General features: G+C 64.8%; 20 protein-coding genes and 1 tRNA gene. 13 read left to right on the forward strand and 8 right to left on the reverse strand.

Annotation, left to right across the window (positions count from 1 at the left end; genetic code table 11):
• Positions 1-13: 13 nt before the first annotated feature.
• From M3465_RS10315 to M3465_RS10325, 3 genes are read left to right on the forward strand one after another with little or no spacing between them, the layout of a single operon-like run.
• Complete coding sequence (locus M3465_RS10315) at positions 14-2,257, forward strand: GDSL-type esterase/lipase family protein (RefSeq protein WP_249501669.1); 2,244 nt, start codon at positions 14-16, stop codon at positions 2,255-2,257.
• Between the two features lie 9 nt (positions 2,258-2,266).
• On the forward strand, positions 2,267-3,307 hold the full coding sequence (locus tag M3465_RS10320) for a caspase family protein (RefSeq protein ID WP_249501670.1): 1,041 nt from the start codon (positions 2,267-2,269) through the stop codon (positions 3,305-3,307).
• A 13-nt stretch (positions 3,308-3,320) separates the two neighbouring features.
• Positions 3,321-4,775: a hypothetical protein gene (locus M3465_RS10325; protein ID WP_249501671.1), complete on the forward strand. Its 1,455-nt coding sequence runs from the start codon at positions 3,321-3,323 to the stop codon at positions 4,773-4,775.
• Here M3465_RS10325 and M3465_RS10330 read toward each other — a convergent pair.
• Both M3465_RS10330 and otsB read right to left on the reverse strand, forming a co-directional pair.
• Complete coding sequence (locus M3465_RS10330; RefSeq protein WP_249501672.1) at positions 4,772-6,169, reverse strand: alpha,alpha-trehalose-phosphate synthase (UDP-forming); 1,398 nt, start codon at positions 6,167-6,169, stop codon at positions 4,772-4,774. The two genes, M3465_RS10325 and M3465_RS10330, sit on opposite strands and share 4 nt — an antisense overlap.
• 39 nt (positions 6,170-6,208) lie before the next feature.
• The gene (otsB, locus tag M3465_RS10335) at positions 6,209-6,988 is read right to left on the reverse strand and encodes a trehalose-phosphatase (protein WP_249501673.1); all 780 of its coding nucleotides are present in this window, start codon (positions 6,986-6,988) and stop codon (positions 6,209-6,211) included.
• Between the two features lie 166 nt (positions 6,989-7,154).
• Between otsB and M3465_RS10340 the strand changes: the two genes are divergently transcribed.
• Genes M3465_RS10340 through M3465_RS10365 form a run of 6 tightly spaced genes read left to right on the forward strand, consistent with a single transcriptional unit; the run spans position 7,155 to position 14,905 of the window.
• On the forward strand, positions 7,155-7,952 hold the full coding sequence (locus tag M3465_RS10340) for a UTP--glucose-1-phosphate uridylyltransferase (RefSeq protein WP_249501674.1): 798 nt from the start codon (positions 7,155-7,157) through the stop codon (positions 7,950-7,952).
• Between the two features lie 39 nt (positions 7,953-7,991).
• Positions 7,992-9,140, forward strand: coding sequence for a glycosyltransferase family 4 protein (locus M3465_RS10345; protein WP_249501675.1), 1,149 nt, complete (start codon positions 7,992-7,994; stop codon positions 9,138-9,140).
• Positions 9,140-11,386, forward strand: coding sequence for an amylo-alpha-1,6-glucosidase (locus M3465_RS10350; RefSeq protein ID WP_249501676.1), 2,247 nt, complete (start codon positions 9,140-9,142; stop codon positions 11,384-11,386). The genes M3465_RS10345 and M3465_RS10350 overlap by 1 nt, the downstream gene beginning before the upstream one ends.
• A gap of 43 nt (positions 11,387-11,429) precedes the next feature.
• Positions 11,430-12,389, forward strand: a complete 960-nt coding sequence (locus M3465_RS10355; protein WP_249501677.1) for a TAXI family TRAP transporter solute-binding subunit — start codon at positions 11,430-11,432, stop codon at positions 12,387-12,389.
• 26 nt (positions 12,390-12,415) lie between these two features.
• Positions 12,416-12,853: a DUF1850 domain-containing protein gene (locus M3465_RS10360; RefSeq protein ID WP_249501678.1), complete on the forward strand. Its 438-nt coding sequence runs from the start codon at positions 12,416-12,418 to the stop codon at positions 12,851-12,853.
• Between the two features lie 6 nt (positions 12,854-12,859).
• A complete protein-coding gene (locus M3465_RS10365) occupies positions 12,860-14,905 on the forward strand; it encodes a TRAP transporter permease (protein ID WP_249501679.1) in 2,046 nt (681 codons plus the stop codon).
• Here M3465_RS10365 and M3465_RS10370 read toward each other — a convergent pair.
• Positions 14,902-15,828 carry a carbohydrate kinase family protein gene (locus M3465_RS10370; RefSeq protein WP_249501680.1) on the reverse strand — a complete coding sequence of 309 codons (927 nt, stop codon included), beginning with the start codon at positions 15,826-15,828 and terminating at the stop codon, positions 14,902-14,904. The genes M3465_RS10365 and M3465_RS10370 overlap by 4 nt on opposite strands.
• 150 nt (positions 15,829-15,978) lie before the next feature.
• On the opposite strand from M3465_RS10370, the gene M3465_RS10375 reads away from it, so the two are divergent.
• Positions 15,979-16,052: transfer RNA gene (locus M3465_RS10375), tRNA-Gly, on the forward strand.
• 115 nt (positions 16,053-16,167) lie between these two features.
• Here the strand turns inward: M3465_RS10375 and M3465_RS10380 are convergent.
• The 3 genes from M3465_RS10380 to dctP all read right to left on the reverse strand — a co-directional run bounded on the left by M3465_RS10380 (position 16,168) and on the right by dctP (position 18,816).
• Positions 16,168-17,451, reverse strand: coding sequence for a TRAP transporter large permease (locus M3465_RS10380; RefSeq protein WP_249501681.1), 1,284 nt, complete (start codon positions 17,449-17,451; stop codon positions 16,168-16,170).
• A 3-nt stretch (positions 17,452-17,454) separates the two neighbouring features.
• Positions 17,455-18,066 carry a TRAP transporter small permease subunit gene (locus M3465_RS10385; RefSeq protein ID WP_249501682.1) on the reverse strand — a complete coding sequence of 204 codons (612 nt, stop codon included), beginning with the start codon at positions 18,064-18,066 and terminating at the stop codon, positions 17,455-17,457.
• 69 nt (positions 18,067-18,135) lie between these two features.
• Positions 18,136-18,816, reverse strand: coding sequence for a TRAP transporter substrate-binding protein DctP (gene dctP, locus M3465_RS10390; RefSeq protein WP_249501683.1), 681 nt, complete (start codon positions 18,814-18,816; stop codon positions 18,136-18,138).
• Positions 18,817-18,826: 10 nt separating this feature from the next.
• Between dctP and M3465_RS10395 the strand changes: the two genes are divergently transcribed.
• The 3 genes from M3465_RS10395 to M3465_RS10405 all read left to right on the forward strand — a co-directional run bounded on the left by M3465_RS10395 (position 18,827) and on the right by M3465_RS10405 (position 20,803).
• Positions 18,827-19,423, forward strand: coding sequence for a LysR family substrate-binding domain-containing protein (locus M3465_RS10395; RefSeq protein ID WP_249501684.1), 597 nt, complete (start codon positions 18,827-18,829; stop codon positions 19,421-19,423).
• Between the two features lie 106 nt (positions 19,424-19,529).
• On the forward strand, positions 19,530-20,237 hold the full coding sequence (locus tag M3465_RS10400) for a Crp/Fnr family transcriptional regulator (RefSeq protein ID WP_249501685.1): 708 nt from the start codon (positions 19,530-19,532) through the stop codon (positions 20,235-20,237).
• Positions 20,234-20,803 (forward strand): DUF4202 domain-containing protein, encoded by a 570-nt coding sequence (locus tag M3465_RS10405; RefSeq protein ID WP_249501686.1) that lies wholly within the window; start codon positions 20,234-20,236, stop codon positions 20,801-20,803. The genes M3465_RS10400 and M3465_RS10405 overlap by 4 nt, the downstream gene beginning before the upstream one ends.
• On the opposite strand, the gene M3465_RS10410 is transcribed toward M3465_RS10405, so the two are convergent.
• Both M3465_RS10410 and M3465_RS10415 read right to left on the reverse strand, forming a co-directional pair.
• Entirely contained in the window at positions 20,784-21,053 is a 270-nt protein-coding gene (locus tag M3465_RS10410; protein WP_249501687.1) for a nitric oxide reductase F protein, read from the reverse strand. The two genes, M3465_RS10405 and M3465_RS10410, sit on opposite strands and share 20 nt — an antisense overlap.
• Positions 21,050-21,553, reverse strand: a complete 504-nt coding sequence (locus M3465_RS10415) for a cytochrome c oxidase subunit 3 (protein WP_283255034.1) — start codon at positions 21,551-21,553, stop codon at positions 21,050-21,052. Before M3465_RS10415 ends, M3465_RS10410 begins: the two co-directional genes overlap by 4 nt.
• Between the last annotated feature and the right edge of the window lie 54 nt (positions 21,554-21,607).

Consider the following 21,607-nt stretch of genomic DNA (forward strand, 5'->3'; position numbering starts at 1 on the left):
GGGCGCGCGCGTGATGGCAGACGAACGTCCCCGCCCCGCCCCGATTCCGGTGGACGAATTGCGCCGGATGCTTTTCGACATCGATGTGCCCGAGGAAGACTGCGCCGCCTATATGCTGGTCGATCCGGCCCATAGCCGCGCCTTCGATCCGGCGGTGCGGGTCAACCCGGCGCTTTTGCAACCGCCCGCGGTGGGCAGTGGGCTCGATACCGCGCTGCAGGGCGCCATTGCGCTGGGCGGGCTGAACGGGATCTCCCGGTGGCGGCGCAACCGCCGCTACCGGTCGCGCATTGCCGGCGGCTGGAACGGACTGAAGCTGGTCTCGGAGGGCGATAGCTGGTTTCAGTTCCCTTTCCTGCTGACGGATGTGATCGACCATCTGTCCGAAGAGCACGCGATCCTCAGCCTCGGCGCGGCGGGCGACACGCTGGACGATCTCATCGCGCAGGACGAGGTGGTGGCCGCTGTCATGGCCGAAGCCCCAGACGCGGTGCTCTTGAGCGGCGGCGGCAACGATCTGGTCGGCGGCGGCAATCTCGCCGCCATCGTCCGGCCCTTCGATCCCGCGCTGGATGCGGCGGGTCATATCACTCCTGCGCTGACGGCCGTGCTGTCGGCGGTGATCGGCCATGTGCGCTCCATTGCGACGGCGGTTTCGGCGGCAGCACCGACCACGCCGGTCCTGATCCATACCTATGACCATGCGATCCCCGACAACGGCAAATGGCTGGGTCGGCCCTTGGCGTCGCAGGGTATCGTCGATCGCGGCTTGCAGCGCGAGATCGTGCGCATCCTCATCGACCGTTGGGCAGAGGCGCTCGCGGCGCTGGCCCGCGAGCCGGGGCTTGCGGGAACGCTGCATGTCGTCGATTGTCGCGGCACCGTGCCGGAGGGTGGCTGGCATGACGAATTGCACCCTGAAAGCGGCCCCTATGGGACTGTCGCGGCAAAATTCCAGAGCGTGATCCAGGCTGTGACAGCCCCGCAGCCGGTGGCGGCGCTCGGCGCGCTTGGCACAGGCCGTGCCGTATCCCGGCGCGATCCCTTGCCTGCCACGATCCAGGATCTTGCAGACCGCTTCGACGACAGCGTTCTTCTGTCCGAGATCGGCAGGCGCGCATCGCTCGAACGCATCCAGCCGGCAGGCGTGATGATGGCGCCGCGGGATCCGGGCGGTGTGCCGTCCTCCAGTCTCGAAGGCGGCTATCCGGCGCTGTCGCAGCTCGGACAGCGCATCCTTGCGCGGGCGCACAGGGAGCTGCACAGGCTGCTTTGCGGCGATGACGAGGCCGACAAGGCCGACCGCCAGAGCCTGCGCGACGCCTTCAACATCGGCCAAGGCGCGACTGCGGCGGCGCTTGCGGGGCTTCTGGCGGGCGGCCCGCTTGGCCTGTCGGCCTTCGTTGCCGCGCCCGTGGCCGCACTCATCCTGCGCCGCTTCCTCGCGCCGAGCTGGGAGGAAACCTGCAAGGCCTGGGGCGACATGCTGGACACGGGCGGCTCCGTTCAGGCCAGCCTCGACACCGCGCAACGCGGGCTCGCGGCGGCGCGCCGGAACCCCGACAGGTTCTGCATTGCCTTCAAGAAAGCGCCCTCTGCCGCCGATGCCGAAGCGATGGCGAATTCCAAGGCGGCGGTTCTGGAAAGCGCGAAATGGCCGTTCAATTCGGTCATCCGCATCCGCTTTCTCGAAGGGTCGGACCATCTGAAGGAGCGCGTGCAGCATCACGCGCGCGCATGGATCGCCGAGGATATGGCCGCGCTCACCTTCGAGTTCATCGACAGCGGCGATGCCGATATCCGCATCGCCTTCATACCGGGTGCGGGATCGTGGTCTCTGCTTGGCACAGATTGCAGGAATGAAACCGATCAGAGCAAGCCGACAATGAATTTCGGCTGGCTCGACGACAGTTCTTCCGAAGAGGAGATCCGCGAGGTCGTGCTGCATGAATTCGGCCATGCGCTGGGGCTCATCCATGAACATCAGAACCCCGATGGCGGCATCGAATGGGACGAAGCGGCGGTCGCGGCCGATCTGACCGGCCCGCCCAACTTCTGGGACAAGGACACGATCCGCCGCAACGTGCTCGACCATTACGATCCCGGCAAGCTGATCGCCACGCAGATCGACCCGCTGTCGATCATGATGTATCCGATCCCGGACAAATGGACGAAGGGCGATTTCCAGACCAGCCTGAACAGCCAGTTGAGCCCGACCGACCGTGCCCTGATCCGGCAGGTCTATCCCTCGATCTGAGGCGGCGAAATGGCGCGAAACGACATGGCCTTCGTGATCGGGATCGCCCGATACCCGACATTCGGCGGCAACGCCTCGGACGCCGCGCGCGATCTACAAGGCCCGGTGAACGATGCCGACGCCTTCGTCGATTGGCTCAAGGCGCCCGATGGCGGCGATGTGCCGGAGGCGCATATCTTTGCCGTCACCTCCGATCATTTCCCAGCGGGCGCGCCCGTCGGTCCGGTGGTCCGCGACGTGACGGACAAGCTCGACGCGCTCAGAACGGCGGCGAAGGCGCCGCCCCGCAAGCGGCGTCTTTATATCTATACCAGCGGCCACGGCTTCGGGCGGCGGCGGCTCGAAGGCGGGCTATACCTCGCCGATGCAGCTCCGGCGAACCTGTCGAATTTCTTTGTGTCCGACTATTTCAACTGGTTTCTCGATGCCGCGTATTTCGACGAATGTATCCTGTTCAGCGATGCCTGCATGGATCAGGGCCGTCTTGCCGCGCCCGCCCAGCCGCATTGGCGGCGCGAGATCGCTCCCGGTCGCGGCACGAGCGCGATGGGTGCCTATGCCGCGCGCTTCGCGGGCCGCGCCGTCGAAGGCAGGATGGCCAACGGGCTGTTCCACGGCGCCTTCTCCTATGCGCTGCGAATGGGCCTGCTCGGCGCGGCGGCGGTTGTCGATCCGCAGGGCAAGCGCAAAGTGACCGGCGACAGCCTGCGCGACTACCTCATCGCCACGATGCAGAAATTGATGACCGAGGCCGAACGGCAGGATCCGCGCATCTCGACCGATCCCGATTTCGGCCCGTTCGATCCGGTCACGCTGGTTGAGGACCCGCCGCCATTCGAGCGCCCGGTGACCGTTCTTTTGCCCGGCGCCGTCGCGGATGCGACGCTCAATCTGGAAAACGCGGCGTTCGACAATCTCGGTCCGGTCACGGCAGCGAATGGCTCGCTCGCGCTGTCCCTCCGCCCTGGCCTTTACGCTCTGACAAGCTCCGGCGGCTGGGAAGGTGCGTTCGAATTTACAGGTGTCGAGCAGGAGATCAGTCTCAGATGAAGGAGGTCGCGCCATGCCGAGGTTGACCGTCGAGGCGGCAGACGAAACCGCCGAGATCTTCGTCGTTGCATCGCATTTCGCGCTGGCCGAACGTGGGGTTCGGCGGCTCGAACGGGAGTTGCCTGCCGGGATCTACAAGGTCCGCGCGGTGTCGGCGCGCAGCGAATGGCAGAAAGTCATCGCCCTGCGCGGCGATACCGATATCTCGATACCGCCCATCGAATTCGGTTCTGCCGCGCCGCTTGCACTGACCAACCGGACCCATGAGACGCATATGGCCGCCGCCGAAGACGCGGCGCCTCCCCCGCCCCCCGCGCCGGAAATCGCCGAAGCGGCCCTGCGCCGGCCCGGCGCGCGCCCGGCCGCCGAACACACCGCGTCGTTCAACTTCATGGCCCGCTGGTGGACCCCCTATTATGACGTCGATCCCAAGGGGTTCGCCGATCCGTCCATCGGAGCCAGCCTTCGAAGCGGTGGAGGACGGCGGCTGTTGAACCTCTGGCGACAGGACGAGGCGCAAGGCACGGCCACCAATGCCGGCCCGCGTATATCGGGCGAAGCGTCGTGGTTCGCGGGCGATCTGGACGAGGATCGTTTTTCCGGCGTGTCGTTCAACGCCGCCGCGGGGCTGTATACGCTGAGCCTGTCCGATGGCGACGGCACGATCGAGCAGACCGTGACCCTGCTTCCGGGATGGCGCACGCATGTCTTCGCGCTCTACGAGCCGGATACCGACGCGTTCGGCCACCCGCGCGAGGATGGCGGCAAGCGGCTGGTCGATCTGTCCATCCATATCGCGCGCGGCAAGCTCGAGATGGGCAGCGAGGTCGCGCGGATCACCGATGCCGCGCGGTTCGCGCTGGCCGATGAGCGCTCCACCGCCACGCAGGAGCTTTTGGGTATCGTGCGCGGGAAGTCGGATGCGCCGATGCTCGGGCTCTACGGGGCACATCTGATGCAGCTTCTGAAAGACAAGACGTCAACGGCAAGCGTCGCGCGCTCTGTCGACTACGATCCGGGGCTTTTCGAAGAGGTCGCGCAGAACACCGCCGATTTGTTCGGCCGGAACCATCCCGATATCGTCGCGCTGCTCGGGCCGGAGCCCGGGGCGAAGGCGCAGGTGGTGCCGCCGATGCTCTGGCGGGGCTGGACCGCGCTTCTGGAGCGGTCGCTGGACGCGCCGGCGCTCGTGTCACCGCCGATGTGGCGGCGCACCGCGCTGCGCTCGCACAGCCGGCCGTTCTTTGCCTGGCGCACGCCGCAATATGCCGGAACCGCGACGATGATGCGCGATATCGAACTGACCCGTTCGGTGTTGCAATTTGCAGGCGAGACAGCGGCACTGGAGCCCGATTTCGCCGGGCTGCTCGACGGCACCGTGCCGGATACCCGCCGCCGAGAATTTACCCGGCGTTGCATCACCCGGTTCGAGGCGCCGCGCTCCGTCATCGACATGGTTCTGGGCTAACCGGCCGATTTCATGCCCGCATCGCCCGGTTCGGGCGCAAAGAGCGTTGGCGGGCATTTGCGCAGCCTCGACAGGAAAGCGTCGGCCCATTGCGCGACGTCCGTGCGCTCTACCACCTCCATCAAGGCGGCGTTGCGCTCCTGCCGTTCGGCAAGCGGCATTTCGAAGGCGCGGCCGATGGCGCGGGCCATGTCCTCGATATCGTGCGGGTTGACCAGCAGCGCCGCGCTCATGTCCTCCGCCGCGCCGGCAAAGCGCGACAGGATCAGAACGCCGGGATCATCCGCATCCTGCGCGGCGACGAATTCCTTGGCCACAAGGTTCATGCCATCCGCCAATGACGTGACCGCGCAGGCTTCGGCCATGCGGTAAAGCCGCGCCAATTTCGCGCGCTCCACCTTGCGGTGGATATAGCGGAAAGGTGTCCAATCAAGCTCCGCGAAAGCCCCGTTGAGATGCCCCGCGATGCTTTCCAGCTCGTTCGTGATGTCCTGATAGGCTTTCACCGTGTCACGCGTCGGCGGCGCGATCTGCACAAGGCAGGGGCGCGTGCCTTCGGGCCGGGTTTCAAGATAGCGTCCGAACGCGCGGAAGCGGCCGGGGATGCCCTTGGAGTAATCCAACCGGTCCACCCCGATGATGAACCACTCCGGCGCTTCGCGGCCAAAGGGGTTCGGACCGCCCTCCTGTGCCTGCGCGCGGAAATCCTCGGTCTCGATGCCGATGGGAAAGGCCGCGACCGATGTGATCCGGCTGCCCATCTTGACGGTGCCGTCCATCATGAACTCGGCGCGCGGATCGGCGCGATACATCTCCAGACACCGTGCGACATCGCCCTGCGTCTGAAACCCCAGCAGATCGAAATCGGCCAGCCAATCGGCGAAATCGTCCGGCTTCGGCAGCACCGACAGATCCCCAAGCGAAGGGAACGGGACATGCAGGAAAAACCCGATACGGTTGGTCAGCCCAAGTGCGCGCAATTCCTGCGCAAGAGGGAAGAAATGGTAATCATGCACCCAGATCACGTCATCCGGCCTGGCCATTTGTGCCACGAGCCGCGCCACCCGCGCATTGACCGCGCGATAGCTGCGCTCATAGGCGGCCTGCATGTCCACCAGATCGACCCGGCGATGGCAAAGCGGCCAAAGAACGGAGTTGGCAAAGCCAAGGTAATAGTCGGACATTTCCTCTTCGGTCAGCCGGAAGGCCATCCGCGTCTCCGCCCCGCCCTCCACCGGTTCGAGCCTCTCCTCTCCCGCGCCGGGGTCCGGATGCGCGCCGATCCAGATGCCTTTCGATTGCGCCAGCGCCTCGCGCAGCGCGACGACGAGCCCGCCGGATGCATTTGCGCCGATGGGAATACGGTTGGAAATGGCGATCAGTCTTGATGACATGAATGGTCCTGCGGGCGGGGGTCTGAACGTCTCGGGGCATCAACAATCGCCATCCGCGCTTGTTCCCGCACGCAACGACGCAGAGAGCCAGCCAAGCGCGTCCTGCATGGTGTCCACGCGGTAGCAGGCGCAGGTTTCGCTGCCACCGATGCGCAGCCCGAACCCGCCAAGCGCCTGCGCGGCGGCGATGGCGTCCTCGTCGGTCGTGTCGTCGCCGATCATCACCGGGATACGGCCCTTGAACGGGGAACGGTCCATAAACCCCCGCAGCGCCCGCCCCTTGTCGATCATCGGTAGCGTCGCCTCGCTCACCATATTGCCATGCAGCGCCCGCAGCCCCGTGCCACCGGCGATACGCTCGACAATGGCGCGGCAGTCGGTTTCCATAGATGGCCGCGCCCGATAATGCAGCGCCAACGCGCCCGGCTTGCGTTCGAGCAACAGAGCGTGTTCGGCCGCGAAGGGCCGGAGCGTTTCCCATGCGCGGTCGAGCGCCTCTGTGGACGCCCCTTCGCCTCCCAAAGTCGATCCGTCCGCAGCGCGGCACTCCAGCCCGTGCGAGCCGGAGAGCGCGACGGGAACGCCGCTCAGATGCTGTTCCAGATCCGCCAGCGCGCGCCCGGACAGGATCGCGACCGCGCCGCCGGCGTGTTCGAACAAGGAGAGCAGCAGCGCACGCACCTCGCCGCTCAGGCGGACGTCCTCGGGCTGCGTCACGATGGGGGTCAGCGTTCCGTCGAAATCGAGAAAGAGCGCATGGCGCGACCAGTCGGGGCGCGGCAGCGGTTCCGCCATCTCGTTGATTGTCTCGCCGGACATGGCCGCCCCCCTCTATCACGCCTTTTTGGATGGAGCGGAAACGGGCGGTCGGCGGAATTGTTCCGAACGCGCCGATACGCCCTGCGCCATTCGCTTTATGCGGGAACAATCCCCCCGCGCCCCTGTTCTGTATTCCGACTGACAGCCTGAACGAGGGGAAACCACAATGACACAGCTCGACACGGTGATCCTGCCGATCGCGGGCAACGGCTCGCGGATGCGCCCTGCGACCGATGCGATCGCCAAGGAATTGCTGCCGATCTACGACACGCCGCTCCTGCAATTCGCGCTCGAAGAGGCGGTGGATGCAGGCGCGCGGCGCATCGTTCTCGTCACGCGGGACGACAAGCCGGGGATCCCGGAGTATATCGACAAGCTGCGTGCAAGGCCGGGCGGCCTGCTGGACGGTGTCGAGGTGGTTTTTGCCGATCAGCCCGAACCGCTCGGTCTCGGTCATGCTGTGCTTTGTGCGCGGGGTGATGCCCTGCCCGGCGCCGTGGGTGTCATCCTGCCGGACGATCTGATCCTGGGTGCGCCCGCGCTGGCCGAGATGTGCGGCGTGTATGATCCTGCCTCAATGTCTTGCCTGATCGCGGCGCAGAAGGTGGACCCCGCCGAAGTCGGCAGCTACGGGATTTTCGATCCCGAGGGGGCCGAAAGCCTGTCCGGCCTGCTTCCGGCGCGCGGGCTGATCGAAAAGCCCGCGCCGGAGGACGCCCCGTCGCATTATGCCGCTGTCGGACGTTACATCCTGTCCGATGCGATCTGGGACGTTCTTGAGCAAACGCGCCCAGGCGCTGGCGACGAGATTCAGCTGACCGATGCCATCGCCGCGCTTGGCGGGATCAGCGGGTTCCGCTTCTCGGGATGCCGCTTCGATTGCGGCAACAAGGAAGGCTGGTTCGCGGCGACGGAACGGTTCCGCCGAACCAAGTTCGAGGCCGAAGCAATGGCCGCGGAATAGCCCCGGCGGAGCTGGAGGTGCTTGTAGGGGGAGAATAAGATGAGGATCGCGCAAGTCGCGCCGCTGTTCGAAAGCGTGCCGCCCAGGAAATACGGCGGCACGGAGCGGGTAATTTCAGTTCTGACCCAAGAGCTTAGCTATCTTGGACATGAGGTCACGGTCTTTGCCACCGCCGATAGCGTCGTTCACGGCGAATTGGTGCCTTGTCGCCAGACGCCGCTGGTCGCCGGCGCAGGTGACAGCAGCGAAGCGGCCGATCACATTCTGGAATTCGACCGCGTCCGCAGACGGTTGGACGATTTCGACGTCATCCACTTCCACACCCGGTTTTCGCATTTTCCGATGTTTGAGGATATCGCCCAGCGCACGGTAACCACCTGTCACAACCGTGTCGATTTTCCCGAACTGACGCGGTTTTACACGCGGTTTCGCCATTTCCCGCTGATCGCCCTGTCGCGGGCGCAGCGCAATTCGCGCCCCCATGCCAACTGGGCGGACGTGATCCATCACGGCTACCCGCTCGATTACCTGCCGGCCTATGACCGCCCCAATGCTCGGGACGGGTATCTGGCCTTTCTGGGCCGCATCTGCGCGGAAAAAGGCGTGCTGGATGCGATCCGCATCGCGCGAATGACCGGCAAGCAACTCAAGATCGCGGCGCGGATCAACAATCTCGATCGCGAATTCTGGGATCGCCATGTGCGCAAGCTGGTGGATGGCGAGCAGATCCAGTTCGTGGGCGAGATCTCGGATGCCGAAAAGCCCGAATTCCTCAACTGCGCGTCGGCCCTGCTCTTTCCGATTCAATGGCCCGAACCGTTCGGGCTGGTGATGATCGAGGCCATGGCCTGCGGCACGCCCGTCATCGGCTACGCCACCGGCTCGGTGCCGGAGGTGATCGACAACGGGCAAAGCGGCTTTGTCGTTGCGGATGTCGACAGCGCAGCGGAGGCGGTGCGCCGGCTCGGCGAGATCGACCGCGCCACGGTCCGCGCCTGTTTCGAGGCGCGATTCTCGTCCCGGCGGATGGCCGAACGTCATGTTGCGCTGTATGAAAAGCTCGGTGCGGCAGGCACGAAAAGGAGCGCGAGGGCCATGGTTCAACATCGCGGCGCATTGGATGCCATCACGAACAGTCAAAGCCGCCTACCCGCGCGCGACGAACGACCGCTCGCGAAACCGATCTGATGGCGCATGCAAACAGCACAGAGGCGGTGCCGAACGATTTCGGCCCCGACACGCGCGAGGATTTTCACGTCCTGAAATACCAAAGCGCCTTCGCGGTCTTCACCGGCACCGGCTGCATGAACGGGCCGGAAACCGAATTGCCCGAGATCAACTGCAAGGACGGTCTTTTCGTCGGCGATACGCGGGTTCTGTCGCGGCTGATCCTGCGGCTCAACCGAACGCCCGTGACCACGATGGGCGCGGTCGTCGGGGAAGAAGAAGCGGTGTTTCGCGCCAGCATGGCGAACCGTCAATTTCACGACACGCGCGGACGTCTGGTTGCGCCCTATTCGATCCATCTCGACCGCGAGCGGTTCCTGCGCAACTCGCTGCATGACCGCATGAGCATCACCAATTACAGCGGCGACGAGGTCGAACTGGATCTTTCGCTCGATTGCTGGGCCGATTTTCGCGACATCTTTGAAGTGCGCGGCGTGGAACGCGAGCGGCGGGGCACGCTGCATGCACCGCAAATCGACGACACGCGGCTGATCTTCGGCTATCGCACGCTGGACGATATCGAGATCCGCACGACGCTGGAATTCGACCGTGCGTTCGAGACGCAGGGCGGAAAGGTGCATTTCCGTCTGAAGCTCGCGCCGGGCGCATCGCAGCGCATCGGTGCGGCTGTGCATGTCGAGATGCAACGCGGCGACGCGGTCGTGACCCCGCCGAGCGACGCCTTGGGCGATTTCGAGCGCTGCAAGCGCCACACGGTCGAGGAGTATCGCAACCGCCGCAACCGGCTCAACCTGGTGCGCACAAATCGCCCGGCCTATGATGCATGGCTTGCCAATTCGGCTTCGAACCTCGCATTGCTCGTCACCGAGTTGGATACCGGCCCCTACCCGTTCGCGGGTCTGCCGTGGTTCGCCGCCCCGTTCGGGCGCGATGCGATCATTACCGCGATGCAGGTCTGCTGGCTCTATCCCGAACTGGCGCGCGGCGTGCTCGATTATCTTGCCGCAACGCAGGCAGGCAGCGTCGATCCGCCGAACGAAAGCGCGCCGGGGAAGATTCTGCACGAGGCGCGCGACGGCGAAATGGCCCGCTTGGGCGAAGTGCCGTATCACCGCTATTACGGAGGCATCGACCAGACGCTGCTGTTCGTCATGCTGGCGGAGGAATATTATCGCCGCACCGGCGATCTGGACTGGCTCAGTGGCTTTCGCCCGGCCATCGACAAGGCGCTGGCATGGGCGGCGGAATATGGCGATACCGATGGCGACGGGCTGATCGAGTATCTGCGCAGCACGGATCGCGGGTTGCGCAACCAAGGCTGGAAGGACAGCGGCAACGCGATGTTCCATGCCGATGGCGAGATGGCCTCCGGCCCCATCGCGCTTGTCGAGGTGCAGGCCTATCACCACGCCGCGCAGCGCGCCGCCGGGGCGCTTTATCGGGCGCTGGGCGATGAGGAAGCGGCGCGGCGCTGCGAAGACGACGCGGCGGCGATTGCCGGCAGGCTCGACGCGCTGTTCTGGGATGCCGATCTTGGCGCCTGGGCGATGGGACTGGACGGCGAGAAGCGCCCGATGCGCGTGCTCAGCTCCAATGCCGGGCATGTGCTCTTCGCCGGCGCAACGGATAAGGACCGCGCGGCGCGGTTCGCCGCGGCGTTCGACAGCGCAGACTTCGTCGTCAGGTGGGGCATGCGGACGATCGCCGAAGGCGCGGTGCAGTTCAACCCGATGGGCTATCACAATGGCAGCGTTTGGCCGCATGACAATAGCCTGGTCTGCGCCGGGCTTTGCCGCTACGGCGAAAAGCGCCGCGCCGCGCGGCTGGCAGAGGGGCTCTTCGCCGCCGCGCAGGACTTGTTCGAGCGCGGATTGCCCGAGCTCTATTGCGGCTTCGATGCAAAGGTGATGCCGCATCTTGTGTCCTATCCATCGGCCTGCTCTCCGCAATCCTGGGCCGCCGGCAGCCCGTTCCTGTGCCTCAAATCGCTGATCGGCCTCCAGATCGACGCGACGCGTTTCGAGGGCCGGATCACCCTCTCCGATCCCTGGCTTCCGGCCGATCTCGAACGGCTGGTGGTCCGCGATCTGCGCATTGGGGATGACGCGGCGTCGGTCACGGTGGAGCGTCTTGGACCCGAACGGTTCGAGGCGCGGATCGACTGGGCCTCAGGTGACGGGCACATCGCAGGCCCCGTGCAAAAGCTTGACAGCGCCGGGACTTATGCCGAGCATGCACGCGAGTGACCAGCCGCTGTAAAAGCGGGGGGAACCAATAGGGAGAACCACAATGAGACCATTGAAATACGCGCTGGCCGCGCTGGCGACCGTTGCGAGTGCCGCGTCGGCTCAGGATCTGTCAATCGCCACAGGTGGCACCGGAGGGACATATTACCCATATGGCGGCGGGCTTGCCGAACTGATCGGGCGGCATGTCGAAGGTGCCTCAGCCACAGCGGAGGTGACGGGCGCGTCGGTCGAGAACATGGCCCTGATCGCGCGGCAGGAAAGCGATCTGGCCATCGCGCTCGCCGATACGGTTTACGCCGCCTATAACGGCACCATCGATCCCTTCACCGGCCGCGCGGTCGAAGACGCCCGCGCGCTGGCGTCGATCTATCCCAACGCCGTGCAGATCGTCACGCTTGCCGATAGCGGCATCGAAAGCCTGTCCGATCTTGCGGGCAAGCGGGTGTCGGTCGGTGCGCCCGGATCGGGCACCGAGGTGAATGCGCAGGCGCTTCTCGAGGCGAACGGTATCACCTATGACGATATCGAGGAGCAGCGGCTCAACTTCAACGAAACCGCCGATGCGCTGCGCGACGGCGATATCGACGCGGGCTTCTGGAGCGTCGGGCCGCCCACCTCCTCGATCATGAACCTTGCGGCGACCCGAGATATCCGCCTCATCCCGCTCGCCGAGGCCGAGATCACCAAGGCGGTCGAGATGCAGCCGGTCTTCGCGCCCTACACGCTGCGCGAGGGTATCTATGACGGCGTGGGCGAGCCGGTGCCGACGATCTCGATCCCGAACGTTCTGGTCGTCAATGCCGCGATGGACGAGGAACTGGCCTACCAGATCACCAAGAACATGTTCGAACATGTCGACGAGTTGATCGCCGTGCATCCGGCCGCCAACGATACAACGCCCGATTTCGCGCTCTCCTCCACGCCGATCCCGCTTCATCCCGGCGCGCTGCGCTATTACGAGGAAGCGGGCCATACCGTGCCGGACAAGCTCAAGCCTTGAGCCCGGCGCATTGGGGGCGGCCCTTTATGGCCGCCCTTTTCGTTCTGGCCGGTCCGGCCGCCCCGGACATATTGCGCGTGACCGGCCCGGACGGCACGGCGCTGTTTACCCATCCGGCCCCCGAACGCACGCAGTGGTGCCTGACATGGAACCATTCCGTCACCGGCGGGCCGGTGGCCGATTGCTTTGCCAATCGCGGTGGGCGGATGATCCTGACGCGCAGCTACCTGCATGATTTCGCCGCCGGTCTGGGCGAGGTCGAGGGTCGCGGCCGCTTGCGCAGCGCGGCGGAGGGCGGCTATTGGATCGAAAGCATCGATGAGCCGATAAAGGGCAATACACTGCCCTTGCGCGTTGGCAGCGCGTCGACGGATCATCGGCTGCGCATCGGCGGCACGCAATATGTCTTGTCGCAGATGGCCGCCGGCGCGCGCGTGGCGATCCACCTGACTGACGAGGACTGAGACCTGATGAGCCTGCCCCCTTCCTCCGGCCCCGACACGCCCATCACGGAGCGCGAACAGCCGCGCAGCTTCGGCACCGGGCCAGTGGCGATAACGGTCATGGTGATCGGCGTCGCGCTGTCGCTCTTTCAGCTCTACAGCGCCGGGATCGAGCCACTGGGCCTTTTCTACCAGCGCTCCATCCACCTTGCCTTCATCATGGTTCTGGCGTTCCTGATCTTCCCGGTCTTCGGCCAGCGCCGAAAGCGCGGGGTCATCGGCTGGGCGGTCGATCTGGCGTTCCTCGCCGCCTCGATCGCAAGCGGCGGCTATATCGTCTGGAACCTCGACGCGATCTTCGCCCGCGCGGGGTTCTGGAGCGAGATGGATATCTGGATGGGCATCCTCACCACCGTCACCGTGCTCGAGGCCAGCCGCCGCGCCATCGGGCTCGGGATGACGCTGATCGGCGTGGCCGCCATCCTCTATGCGCTCGCCGGGCCGCGCGGTGCCCTGCCCTGGCTGGGCGAGTGGCTGCCGGGGATCCTGTCGCACCGGGGCAACAGCCTCGACCGGCTGGTGGGGCAGCTTTACCTCGGGCAGGAAGGAATTTTCGGCCTGCCGCTGGGTGTGGCGGCGACCTATATCTTCGTTTTCGTGCTGTTCGGCGCGTTTCTCGAAGTCACCGGTGCGGGCAAGTTCTTCATCGATCTGGCCTATGCCGCGACGGGCCGCAAGCCGGGCGGGCCGGCCAAGGCGGCGGTGCTGGCCTCCGCCGGGATGGGCTCGATCTCCGGCTCGGCGCTGGCCAATGTGGTGACGACGGGCGCCTTCACCATCCCGCTGATGAAAAAGCTGGGCTACCGCCCCGCGCAGGCCGGCGGGATCGAGGCTGCGGCCTCAACCGGGGGGCAGATCACGCCGCCCCTGATGGGCGCGGGCGCGTTCCTGATCTCGGAATACACGCGGATCCCCTATATCGACATCGTGCTTATCTCGATCTTTCCGGCGGTGCTCTACCTCGGGACGGTCTATCTGTTCGTGCATATCGTCGCGATGAAGGCCGGCATGAAAGGCATGCCGCAGGCCGAGCTACCCAATGTCCGGGATGTGCTGGCGGCGGGATGGCAATTCATACTGCCGCTTTTCCTGCTGATCTGGCTGCTGGCCAACAATCTCTCACCAATGCGTGTAGGGTTCTGGGCCATTGTATCGGTCGTCGTCGTCGCGGGGCTGCGCGCCGGGGTCGAGATGATCTGGCTTGATCCGAAACGCGGCAAACCCCTCACGGCGGAGCGTCTGGCGACGGCCGGGCGGCGCGGCGCGGCGCTGCTGATCGAGGCATTGTCGCTCGGCGCGCGCAATGCCGTCGCGGTCTCGATGGCATGCGCGGTGGCGGGGATCATCGTCGGCGTTGTCGGTTTGACGGGACTGGGGCTCAAGTTCTCGTCGATGATGGTGGCGTTCTCGGGCGGCAACCTGGTGCTCGCGCTCATTCTTGTGCTGATCGCCAGCCTGATCCTCGGCATGGGCCTGCCCGTGACGGCCTCCTATATCGTTCTCATCGTATTGGTCGGCCCCGCGCTGTCGCAGGAGTTCGGCATTCCGCTGCTGATCGCGCATCTGGTCGTGTTCTGGTATTCGCAGGACAGCAATGTCACGCCGCCCGTTGCGCTTGCGGGATTCGCCGGGGCGGCCATCGCGAATGCAAAACCGATGGAGACGAGCGTTCAGGCGTGGAAATTCGCCAAGGGTCTCTACCTCATCCCGCTTTTCATGGTTTACAATCCAGAGATGATCCTCGGCGGGCCAATCCTGCTTGTGTTGTGGACGGGGTTCATCGCCATTCTGGCGCTCGCCGCCTTCGCCGCCGCCATCGAAGGCTGGCTGTTCGCACCGATGGATTGGCTCTCCCGTGCTTTGATCGTGCCGGCAACGATTGCGGTATTCCACCCCGATCACGTGATCGAGGCAGCCGGTGCTGCGCTACTCCTCGCGATCCTGGCGGTCAACTGGTGGCGCGGACGCGCGGGCGGCACGCCGCAGGTCGCGCCACGCCGGGCGGAAGGCTAAAGCTCATCCGCCCAGGGCGGGTTCGCCCCGGCGCGGGACACGGTCACCGCCGCCACACGCGCCCCGAAGGCCAGCGCCGCGCGGCCGGCATCGGGCGGCAGGTCGCGCAGCGCCGATTTCGTGAGGAGACCTCGCCCGGCCAGATGCGCCAGAACACCGGCATTGAAGGTATCGCCAGCGCCGATCGTATCGACCACGCGCGCCCGCTCTGCCGGAACATTGAGCCTCGCGCCGCCGCGCAGATAGAGCCGCGCCCCGGCGCTGCCGCGCGTGACGATGAGGAGCGACGGTCCGCGTTCCAGCAGGGTTTCGGCCTGTGCGTCGAGACTGGTGCCGTTGGCCATGATCCACGCCAGATCCTCATCGGACACCTTCACGATATCGGCGAGCGCGATCATTGCCTCCAGCCGGTCGCGATAGCGGGCCTCATCGGCGATGAAACCGGGGCGGATATTCGGATCGAGCATCACGGCCCGCCCCTCCGCGCCCCGTTCGGCCAGTGCGCGATAGGCCTCCGCGCCCGGCTCGCAGGCAAGGCTGATGCCGCCGAAGAACAGCGCCGTCACATCCTTCGGCAGCCTCGGCATGTCGCCGGCGGAGAGCATCCGCCCGGCCGAATTCTCGTCGTAGAACGTGTAGCTGGCTTGACCGTCATCCAGTGCGACGAAGGCCAGCGTCGTCGGCCGGTCGGTCCTGAGGATGAAGCGGCGGTCGACATTGCTGCCTGCCAGCGCTTCATCAAGCTGTTGCCCGAAAAGATCGCGGGACAGTCCGGTGAGCATTCCGGCCGCGGCGCCCAGACGCCCAAGCGCGATGGCGGTGTTGAACACCGCGCCGCCGGGCCGCGGCACATAGCCGAACGCGCCCGATGCGATCCGCTCCGGGACCATGTCGATCAACGCCTCGCCGCAGCACAGGATCATGAAAAGCTCCCTTGTCGCCTCGCGTCGCGCCCCGAGCGGCCGCGAGAGGCAGATCGCACGCGAAAGCCACCGAGTTCAAGCCGGACCGCCCCCATGCCCATCGATTCCGCTTGAAGAGCCCGGCGCCCGAATGATACCACTCCCCTCGCGGCGGGTATGGTGAAAAGGTATCACGCGAGCTTCCCAAGCTTAAGTTACGGGTTCGATTCCCGTTACCCGCTCCAATCTTTCGATCAAGGCAAAAAAACCGCGCCCGAAGGCGCGGCCAGCCAGGGAGGTATCGAAGCTGCGATCCACGATCCTCGCGGTCGATCCCGTTGCCCTGCGCTTCGGTTTCGGTCAGCCGAACAAGTTGGGCAGCCAAAGCGCGATATTCGTGTAAAGCAGCAGCAGGGCGATCATTGTCACGAGTGCCAACAGGAAGGGCAGCGAGCCGATGATCACATCGTTGATCGACCCGCGCGCCCGCACGCCCTGAATGACGTAGAGATTGACCCCGATGGGCGGTGTGATCAGCGCGGTTTCCAGCATCAGCATCATCAGTATACCGAACCAGATCAGATCGAATCCCAGATCAGCCACGATGGGCGCGAGAAGCGGCGTCGCGATCAAGAGGAGGGAAAACGCCTCCATGAAGCAGCCCAGGATCATGAAGGCGATGACGATCACGATCATCGTCTGCATCGGGCTGAGACCCAGACCGTTGATGAAGGCGCTCAGCAGATCGGTCAGCCCGACGACTGCCAGCACGAAATTCAAAAAGATCGCGGCGAAGACGATCAGCATCACCATCGCCGTGGTGCGCATCGTGCTTTCCAGCGCGAGGCGCAGCATCTCGATCTTGAGCGTTCCGGTCCAGGCCGCGAGGCCGAGCGACGCGACGACGCCCAGCGAGGCCGCCTCCGTGGGCGTGGCGATGCCCGCGTAGATCGAACCGACGACAACGAGAAAGATGCCGAGCGGCGGCAAGAGGTCCGGCAGACAGGCCAGACGGGCGCGCCATGTCGTCTTGTCCCGCCGTCCTCCCCAGGCGGGCCTGATCAGACAGGCGACAAGGACCGTCAGCATGAAAAGGAGCGCCAGCATCAGCCCGGGAACGAAGCCCGCGAGGTAAAGCTTGGGCACCGACGTGTCGGTCAGGAGAGCATAAACGATCATGTTGATCGATGGCGGAATGAGGATGCCCAGCGTGCCGCCCGCCGCCAGCGTGCCCATGAAGAGCCGCGGGTTGTATCCGTTCTTCTCGATCTCCGGCATGGCGACGGTGCCGACCGTCGCGGCGGTCGCGATGGACGAGCCGGAGGTGGCGGCAAAGAGCGTGCTTGCGCCGATGTTGGAGTGCATAAGGCCGCCCGGCAGCCACGAGATCCAATGCGTCAGCGCGTTATACATTCGCTCTGCGATCCCCGCGCGGAGCAGGATTTCTCCCATCAGAATGAAAAGCGGCACCGCGATCAGGATAAAATCGATGCTGTTGGTCCAGAAGATATCCCCGGCGGCCAGGTGCAGCGGCATGGGCGAATAGAGATAGGCCAGCACGAAGGCGAGGATGCCGACGACAGCGGCAATCGGAACGCTGAGCGCGATCAATCCGAAAAGAATCCCGGTGGCCGATCCGAGCATGATCTATTCTCCTGCCGATAAGGATGCCGCGCGCGGCGCGGGAGGTGTTACGCCCTTTGTCTCGCCCTCGATCTCTTCCTCCATCGACATTGCGCCGCCCAGTTTCTGAACCTGCCGCGCATCGCCGCGCAGATAGGCGGAGATCAGGCTGACAAGGATGAAGAGAAGCGTCAGGCTGAAAAGGCACCAACCCAGAACCCAGATGCCCTGTGGAATGATGAGCGGTGTTTGCAACGGTGTGATGGAGTGCGATCCGTTTTCCCAAGTGACGCTGACGGTCGCCAGCGCGCGCCAGGTGACGATGACCGCGAAACCGGCGAGCAGCGTGAGCCCAAGAATATCGAGAAGCCCGCGCAGGCGGCGGGGAAAGCGCATGTAAAGCACGTCGATCCGAACATTCGCGCGGTGCAGTGCGGCGTAAGGAAAGGCAAAGGCGGTCGCGATGGCGAACAGATAACCCGAAATCTCGTCCGATCCGCCGAGCGTGACCCCCAGAACCTTTCGGGCGATCACGTCCGCCGACACCATGATCGCCGATAACAGCATCATCGATCCACCGATCCAGACGGCGAATTGCGAGAGGCGGAAGATATAGGCGAAAAGGGTCTGATACATGGACGATCCTTGTCAGGAGGACGCGGGTGGCAGCGCTCCGGTCATCGCCGGAACGCCGCGCGCTTCGGTTCAGCTTTCGGGCGACGGCGCGGTAAAGCCCGCAGCATCCCCGGCGCTTGCGTTCCATGTCTCGACACAATCGGCGCCGCAGCGCGCAGCCCAGCGTTTCAGGACGAAGTTATCGAGGATGGCCTGCCGCGCAGCGGTGTCGCTCTCGCGCGGCTGGTGAAGTTCCGCATCGCCCACGGTGCCCATCGTGCACTCATCCACCGTTCCGGTGAGACAACCGACACCCATCGCCTGTTCGCTCTCGGCGATCTTCCAGCCGCTTGCTTCCATTTCGTCGAAGGCGGTCTGCATGGCGTTGCGCGTGGCCTCATCGAGCCCGTCCCAGAGCTTGGCATTCACGGCAGTGAAGGTGATCGAATAGCCAACCGGCAGCGCGAAGACATGGTTGATAACCTCGTGCCAGCTGGCCTTGAAAGCCGAAACCGGATCGGTGATGGCGCAATCGGCAACGCCTTTTTCGAGCGCCGGAACGACCTCGGCAAAGGGCAATGTAACGGTCACGCCCCCTGCCCCTTCGACAAAATCGCCGAGTGTGGCGGAATGCACGCGCACCTTGCGGCCATCGAGATCGGAAATGCTCTCGATTTTGTCCCGGCAGTAGATCATCGATGCCGGCCAGGGATGGAGCGATTCCGCGCGAGAGGCGCGCAATGTCGCGGAAGGGCGCACGGGGCGTGTCACTGTCGGCTACATGGCCTTCGCGGCCACCGAACTGATGCTGCAAGCGGTCGCTCTATTCGAGCGGCGTCACCCCGAAATCGCGTTGGAGCTTCACTATATTCGCACGCAGGGCCAGAAAATCGCGCTTGCCAATGACGAGATCGATGTCGGCTACTTGATCGGCCCGTATGACAGCAGCGAATGTCACAGCGTCCTGCTCGCTTCAGAGCCGCTTTATGCGGTCACGCCCAAAGGTCACCCGTTGTTGCGCAAGGCGCAGGTCACGCTGGCCGATATCGGCGCGGCGGAGTTGATCCTCGGCGATATGTCGGAATGGGGAGAATTCCGCTACCGGCTGAACGATCTTTTCAACAAGGCCGGTATCGCGCTTGCTCCGAAGCTGGAGGCGTCGAACACGCTGGCGCTGATCGGTCTGGTGACGGCGGGGCTCGGCATCACCGTCTATCCCGAAAGCCTGATCAAGTTTCTGGGCCGCGGGGTCGAAACGCGGCCCATCGCGCAGGCCGGGTATCGCAGCGAGACCGTTCTGGCGTGGAAGCGCAACAACCGCTCCCGCGCTGTGTTGAATTTCATCGAGATCGCAAAGCGGGGTGCCGTCGCGCGCTGAGGCCCGGCCAGATCCGCACAGGGCGGATCATTGGCCTTTTCTTCCGAAAACAGGCATGATTTGAAACGCTCCAATTCGACCAACTTCGTCACAGGACGTCTTAGCCATGGTTCAAAGCCAAGATCGCCGCATCGCCGAAGAGTCCATCCTGATGCGCAACCTGCCCGAAGATGTCAGGGCCGCGCTATTGAAAGAAGCCGTCACGCTCGAATACGGGCGCGGGGAGACGGTGTTCCTTCAGGGCGAACGAGCCGAGGTCATTCACATCGTGCTGGATGGCTGGGTAAAACTTTATCGCATCGCGCCCAACGGCAATGAGGCGGTCGTCAATGTCTTCACACGCAGCGCCAGTTTCGGCGAGGCGGTCGCCTTCAAGCACGAGGATTACCCTGTCTCTGCCGAAGCGGTGACGGAGTGCAAGCTGATGCTCATTCCCGCGCGGATGCTCGTTGCGCTGATGAGAAAGGAGCCGGAGCTTTGCATCGCGGTTCTCGGCTCGACTTTCCAGCACCTGCACGAGATGGTCTCGCAACTCGAACAGATCAAGGCGCAGACCGGGGCGCAGCGGGTGGCCGATTTCCTGGCCGAGCTGAGCACCTGCGACAGCGGCAGCTGCATCGTGACCCTGCCCTATGACAAGGTGCTGATCGCCGGGCGGCTGGGCATGAAGCCCGAAAGCCTGTCGCGCGCCTTTTCGCGGCTGCGCGAGGTGGGTGTGAAAGTAGCGCGCAACCACGCCTCGATCAGCGATATCGACGCGTTGCGCGACTATGCGAATATCGATCCGGCAACAGCTTGGAACAAGGCGCTATGAGCAAGAGAGACACGGCGTTCGACGCCATCGACACCGCCAATGCCCGCGATCCCGATCTCGAGGACGGCCAGCCCGCGAGTTTGCTTTACGGCCAGCGCATGACCGAGGAGCAGCGGCGGCTGTTCCCGGATGCCAGCGAGGCGTTGCAAATCGCGGCGCGCGGGCAGCATATCGAACGCTGGGTGTTGCGCCGCGCCGAATATCCCGAGGGCCGCGAGGGCTATCTGACATGGCGGCGCGATCTGGCGAAGCACCACGCCGAGCGCGTTGCGGCGATCATGGCGGATGCCGGTTACCCGGAGGCGGACAGGGATGCAGCGCGGCGGATGCTGCTCAAGCAGGGGATCAAGCGCGATGCCGAGGTTCAGGCGCTGGAGGACGTGATCTGTTTCGTGTTCCTCAAATGGTATTTCGCGCCCTTCTCGACGACGCAGGATCCCGACAAGCTGTTGCGCATCGTGCAGAAGACCGCGCGGAAGATGTCGCCCGAGGCGCGGGCGCGCGTGCTGCGCGAGTTCGATCTGCCGGACGCGCTTGCGGACTGTTTCAAAGAACCTGCGGCATGAGGTAGAGCCCCAGCAACAGCAGGCACAGCGCGGCGAGTGCGACGTCGAAGCCGCGCTGCCACTCCGGCGCGGTGGCGAGTTCGAGATATTGCGACAGGATGATCCGCGCTTTCCACCAGGCGAGCAGCAGGACCGCAACCCCGGCAACGATCGGCCCCACGGCCCAGACCGCCGAAAGCGACAGCGCGGTCGAGCCGAGGCTGAGCGCGATCAGCGCGGCCCATGCGGTATAGAGCGCGCGCCGGGTCATTGCAGCAGATAGATCACTGGGAAGAGCAGCACCCAGACCAGATCGACCATGTGCCAGAACATCGTTGCATCCTCTATATTGCTGGGGCTGTCGCGCCAGGACACCAGCAGGAGCAGCACTACTCCGGCGGCGACATGCGCGGCGTGAAAGCCGGTGAGCATGTAGTAGAAGTTGAAAAAGGCGTGTGTGTCCCAGACGATGCCCAGGGCGGCCTTGTCGGCATATTCGGCGATCTTGATCCACAGGAACGCCACCCCGAGGCCGGACGCGCCGAACAGCGCCATGCGCGCCTTGCCGCGCTGACCGGCCTTGCGCAGCTGCATCGCCAGCGCGGCAAGAAATCCGCTGGTGATGAGGATGACCGTGTTGATCCCCGCTGCGGTGCGGTTCAGCATGTCCTGCGCCTCGGCAAAGCCGGCCACATCGATGGCCCGCACGGCAAGGAACACGAGCAACCCCGCCCCGAACACCGCGACTTCGCTGATGATGAGGATCCACATCAGCAATTCGCCGGGCAGATCCTCGAACGCGCTTTTTTCGCTCACGCCACTCTC

Origin of the sequence: Marivita sp. GX14005, assembly GCF_023370775.1 — a bacterium.
Classification (GTDB): Bacteria; Pseudomonadota; Alphaproteobacteria; order Rhodobacterales; family Rhodobacteraceae; genus Marivita.

Coding starts and splice junctions, on each gene's coding strand:
- M3465_RS10360 (WP_249501678.1), top strand. CDS start 12,416: ATGGCCGCCCTTTTCGTTCTGGCCGGTCCGGCCGCCCCGGACATATTG.
- M3465_RS10330 (WP_249501672.1), bottom strand. CDS start 6,169: ATGTCATCAAGACTGATCGCCATTTCCAACCGTATTCCCATCGGCGCA.
- M3465_RS10340 (WP_249501674.1), top strand. CDS start 7,155: ATGACACAGCTCGACACGGTGATCCTGCCGATCGCGGGCAACGGCTCG.
- M3465_RS10385 (WP_249501682.1), bottom strand. CDS start 18,066: ATGTATCAGACCCTTTTCGCCTATATCTTCCGCCTCTCGCAATTCGCC.
- M3465_RS10345 (WP_249501675.1), top strand. CDS start 7,992: ATGAGGATCGCGCAAGTCGCGCCGCTGTTCGAAAGCGTGCCGCCCAGG.
- M3465_RS10320 (WP_249501670.1), top strand. CDS start 2,267: ATGGCGCGAAACGACATGGCCTTCGTGATCGGGATCGCCCGATACCCG.
- M3465_RS10400 (WP_249501685.1), top strand. CDS start 19,530: ATGGTTCAAAGCCAAGATCGCCGCATCGCCGAAGAGTCCATCCTGATG.
- M3465_RS10370 (WP_249501680.1), bottom strand. CDS start 15,828: ATGATCCTGTGCTGCGGCGAGGCGTTGATCGACATGGTCCCGGAGCGG.
- otsB (WP_249501673.1), bottom strand. CDS start 6,988: ATGTCCGGCGAGACAATCAACGAGATGGCGGAACCGCTGCCGCGCCCC.
- M3465_RS10325 (WP_249501671.1), top strand. CDS start 3,321: ATGCCGAGGTTGACCGTCGAGGCGGCAGACGAAACCGCCGAGATCTTC.
- M3465_RS10405 (WP_249501686.1), top strand. CDS start 20,234: ATGAGCAAGAGAGACACGGCGTTCGACGCCATCGACACCGCCAATGCC.
- M3465_RS10315 (WP_249501669.1), top strand. CDS start 14: ATGGCAGACGAACGTCCCCGCCCCGCCCCGATTCCGGTGGACGAATTG.
- M3465_RS10395 (WP_249501684.1), top strand. CDS start 18,827: ATGGCCTTCGCGGCCACCGAACTGATGCTGCAAGCGGTCGCTCTATTC.
- M3465_RS10365 (WP_249501679.1), top strand. CDS start 12,860: ATGAGCCTGCCCCCTTCCTCCGGCCCCGACACGCCCATCACGGAGCGC.
- M3465_RS10350 (WP_249501676.1), top strand. CDS start 9,140: ATGGCGCATGCAAACAGCACAGAGGCGGTGCCGAACGATTTCGGCCCC.
- M3465_RS10380 (WP_249501681.1), bottom strand. CDS start 17,451: ATGCTCGGATCGGCCACCGGGATTCTTTTCGGATTGATCGCGCTCAGC.
- M3465_RS10410 (WP_249501687.1), bottom strand. CDS start 21,053: ATGACCCGGCGCGCGCTCTATACCGCATGGGCCGCGCTGATCGCGCTC.
- M3465_RS10415 (WP_283255034.1), bottom strand. CDS start 21,553: ATGTGGATCCTCATCATCAGCGAAGTCGCGGTGTTCGGGGCGGGGTTG.
- M3465_RS10355 (WP_249501677.1), top strand. CDS start 11,430: ATGAGACCATTGAAATACGCGCTGGCCGCGCTGGCGACCGTTGCGAGT.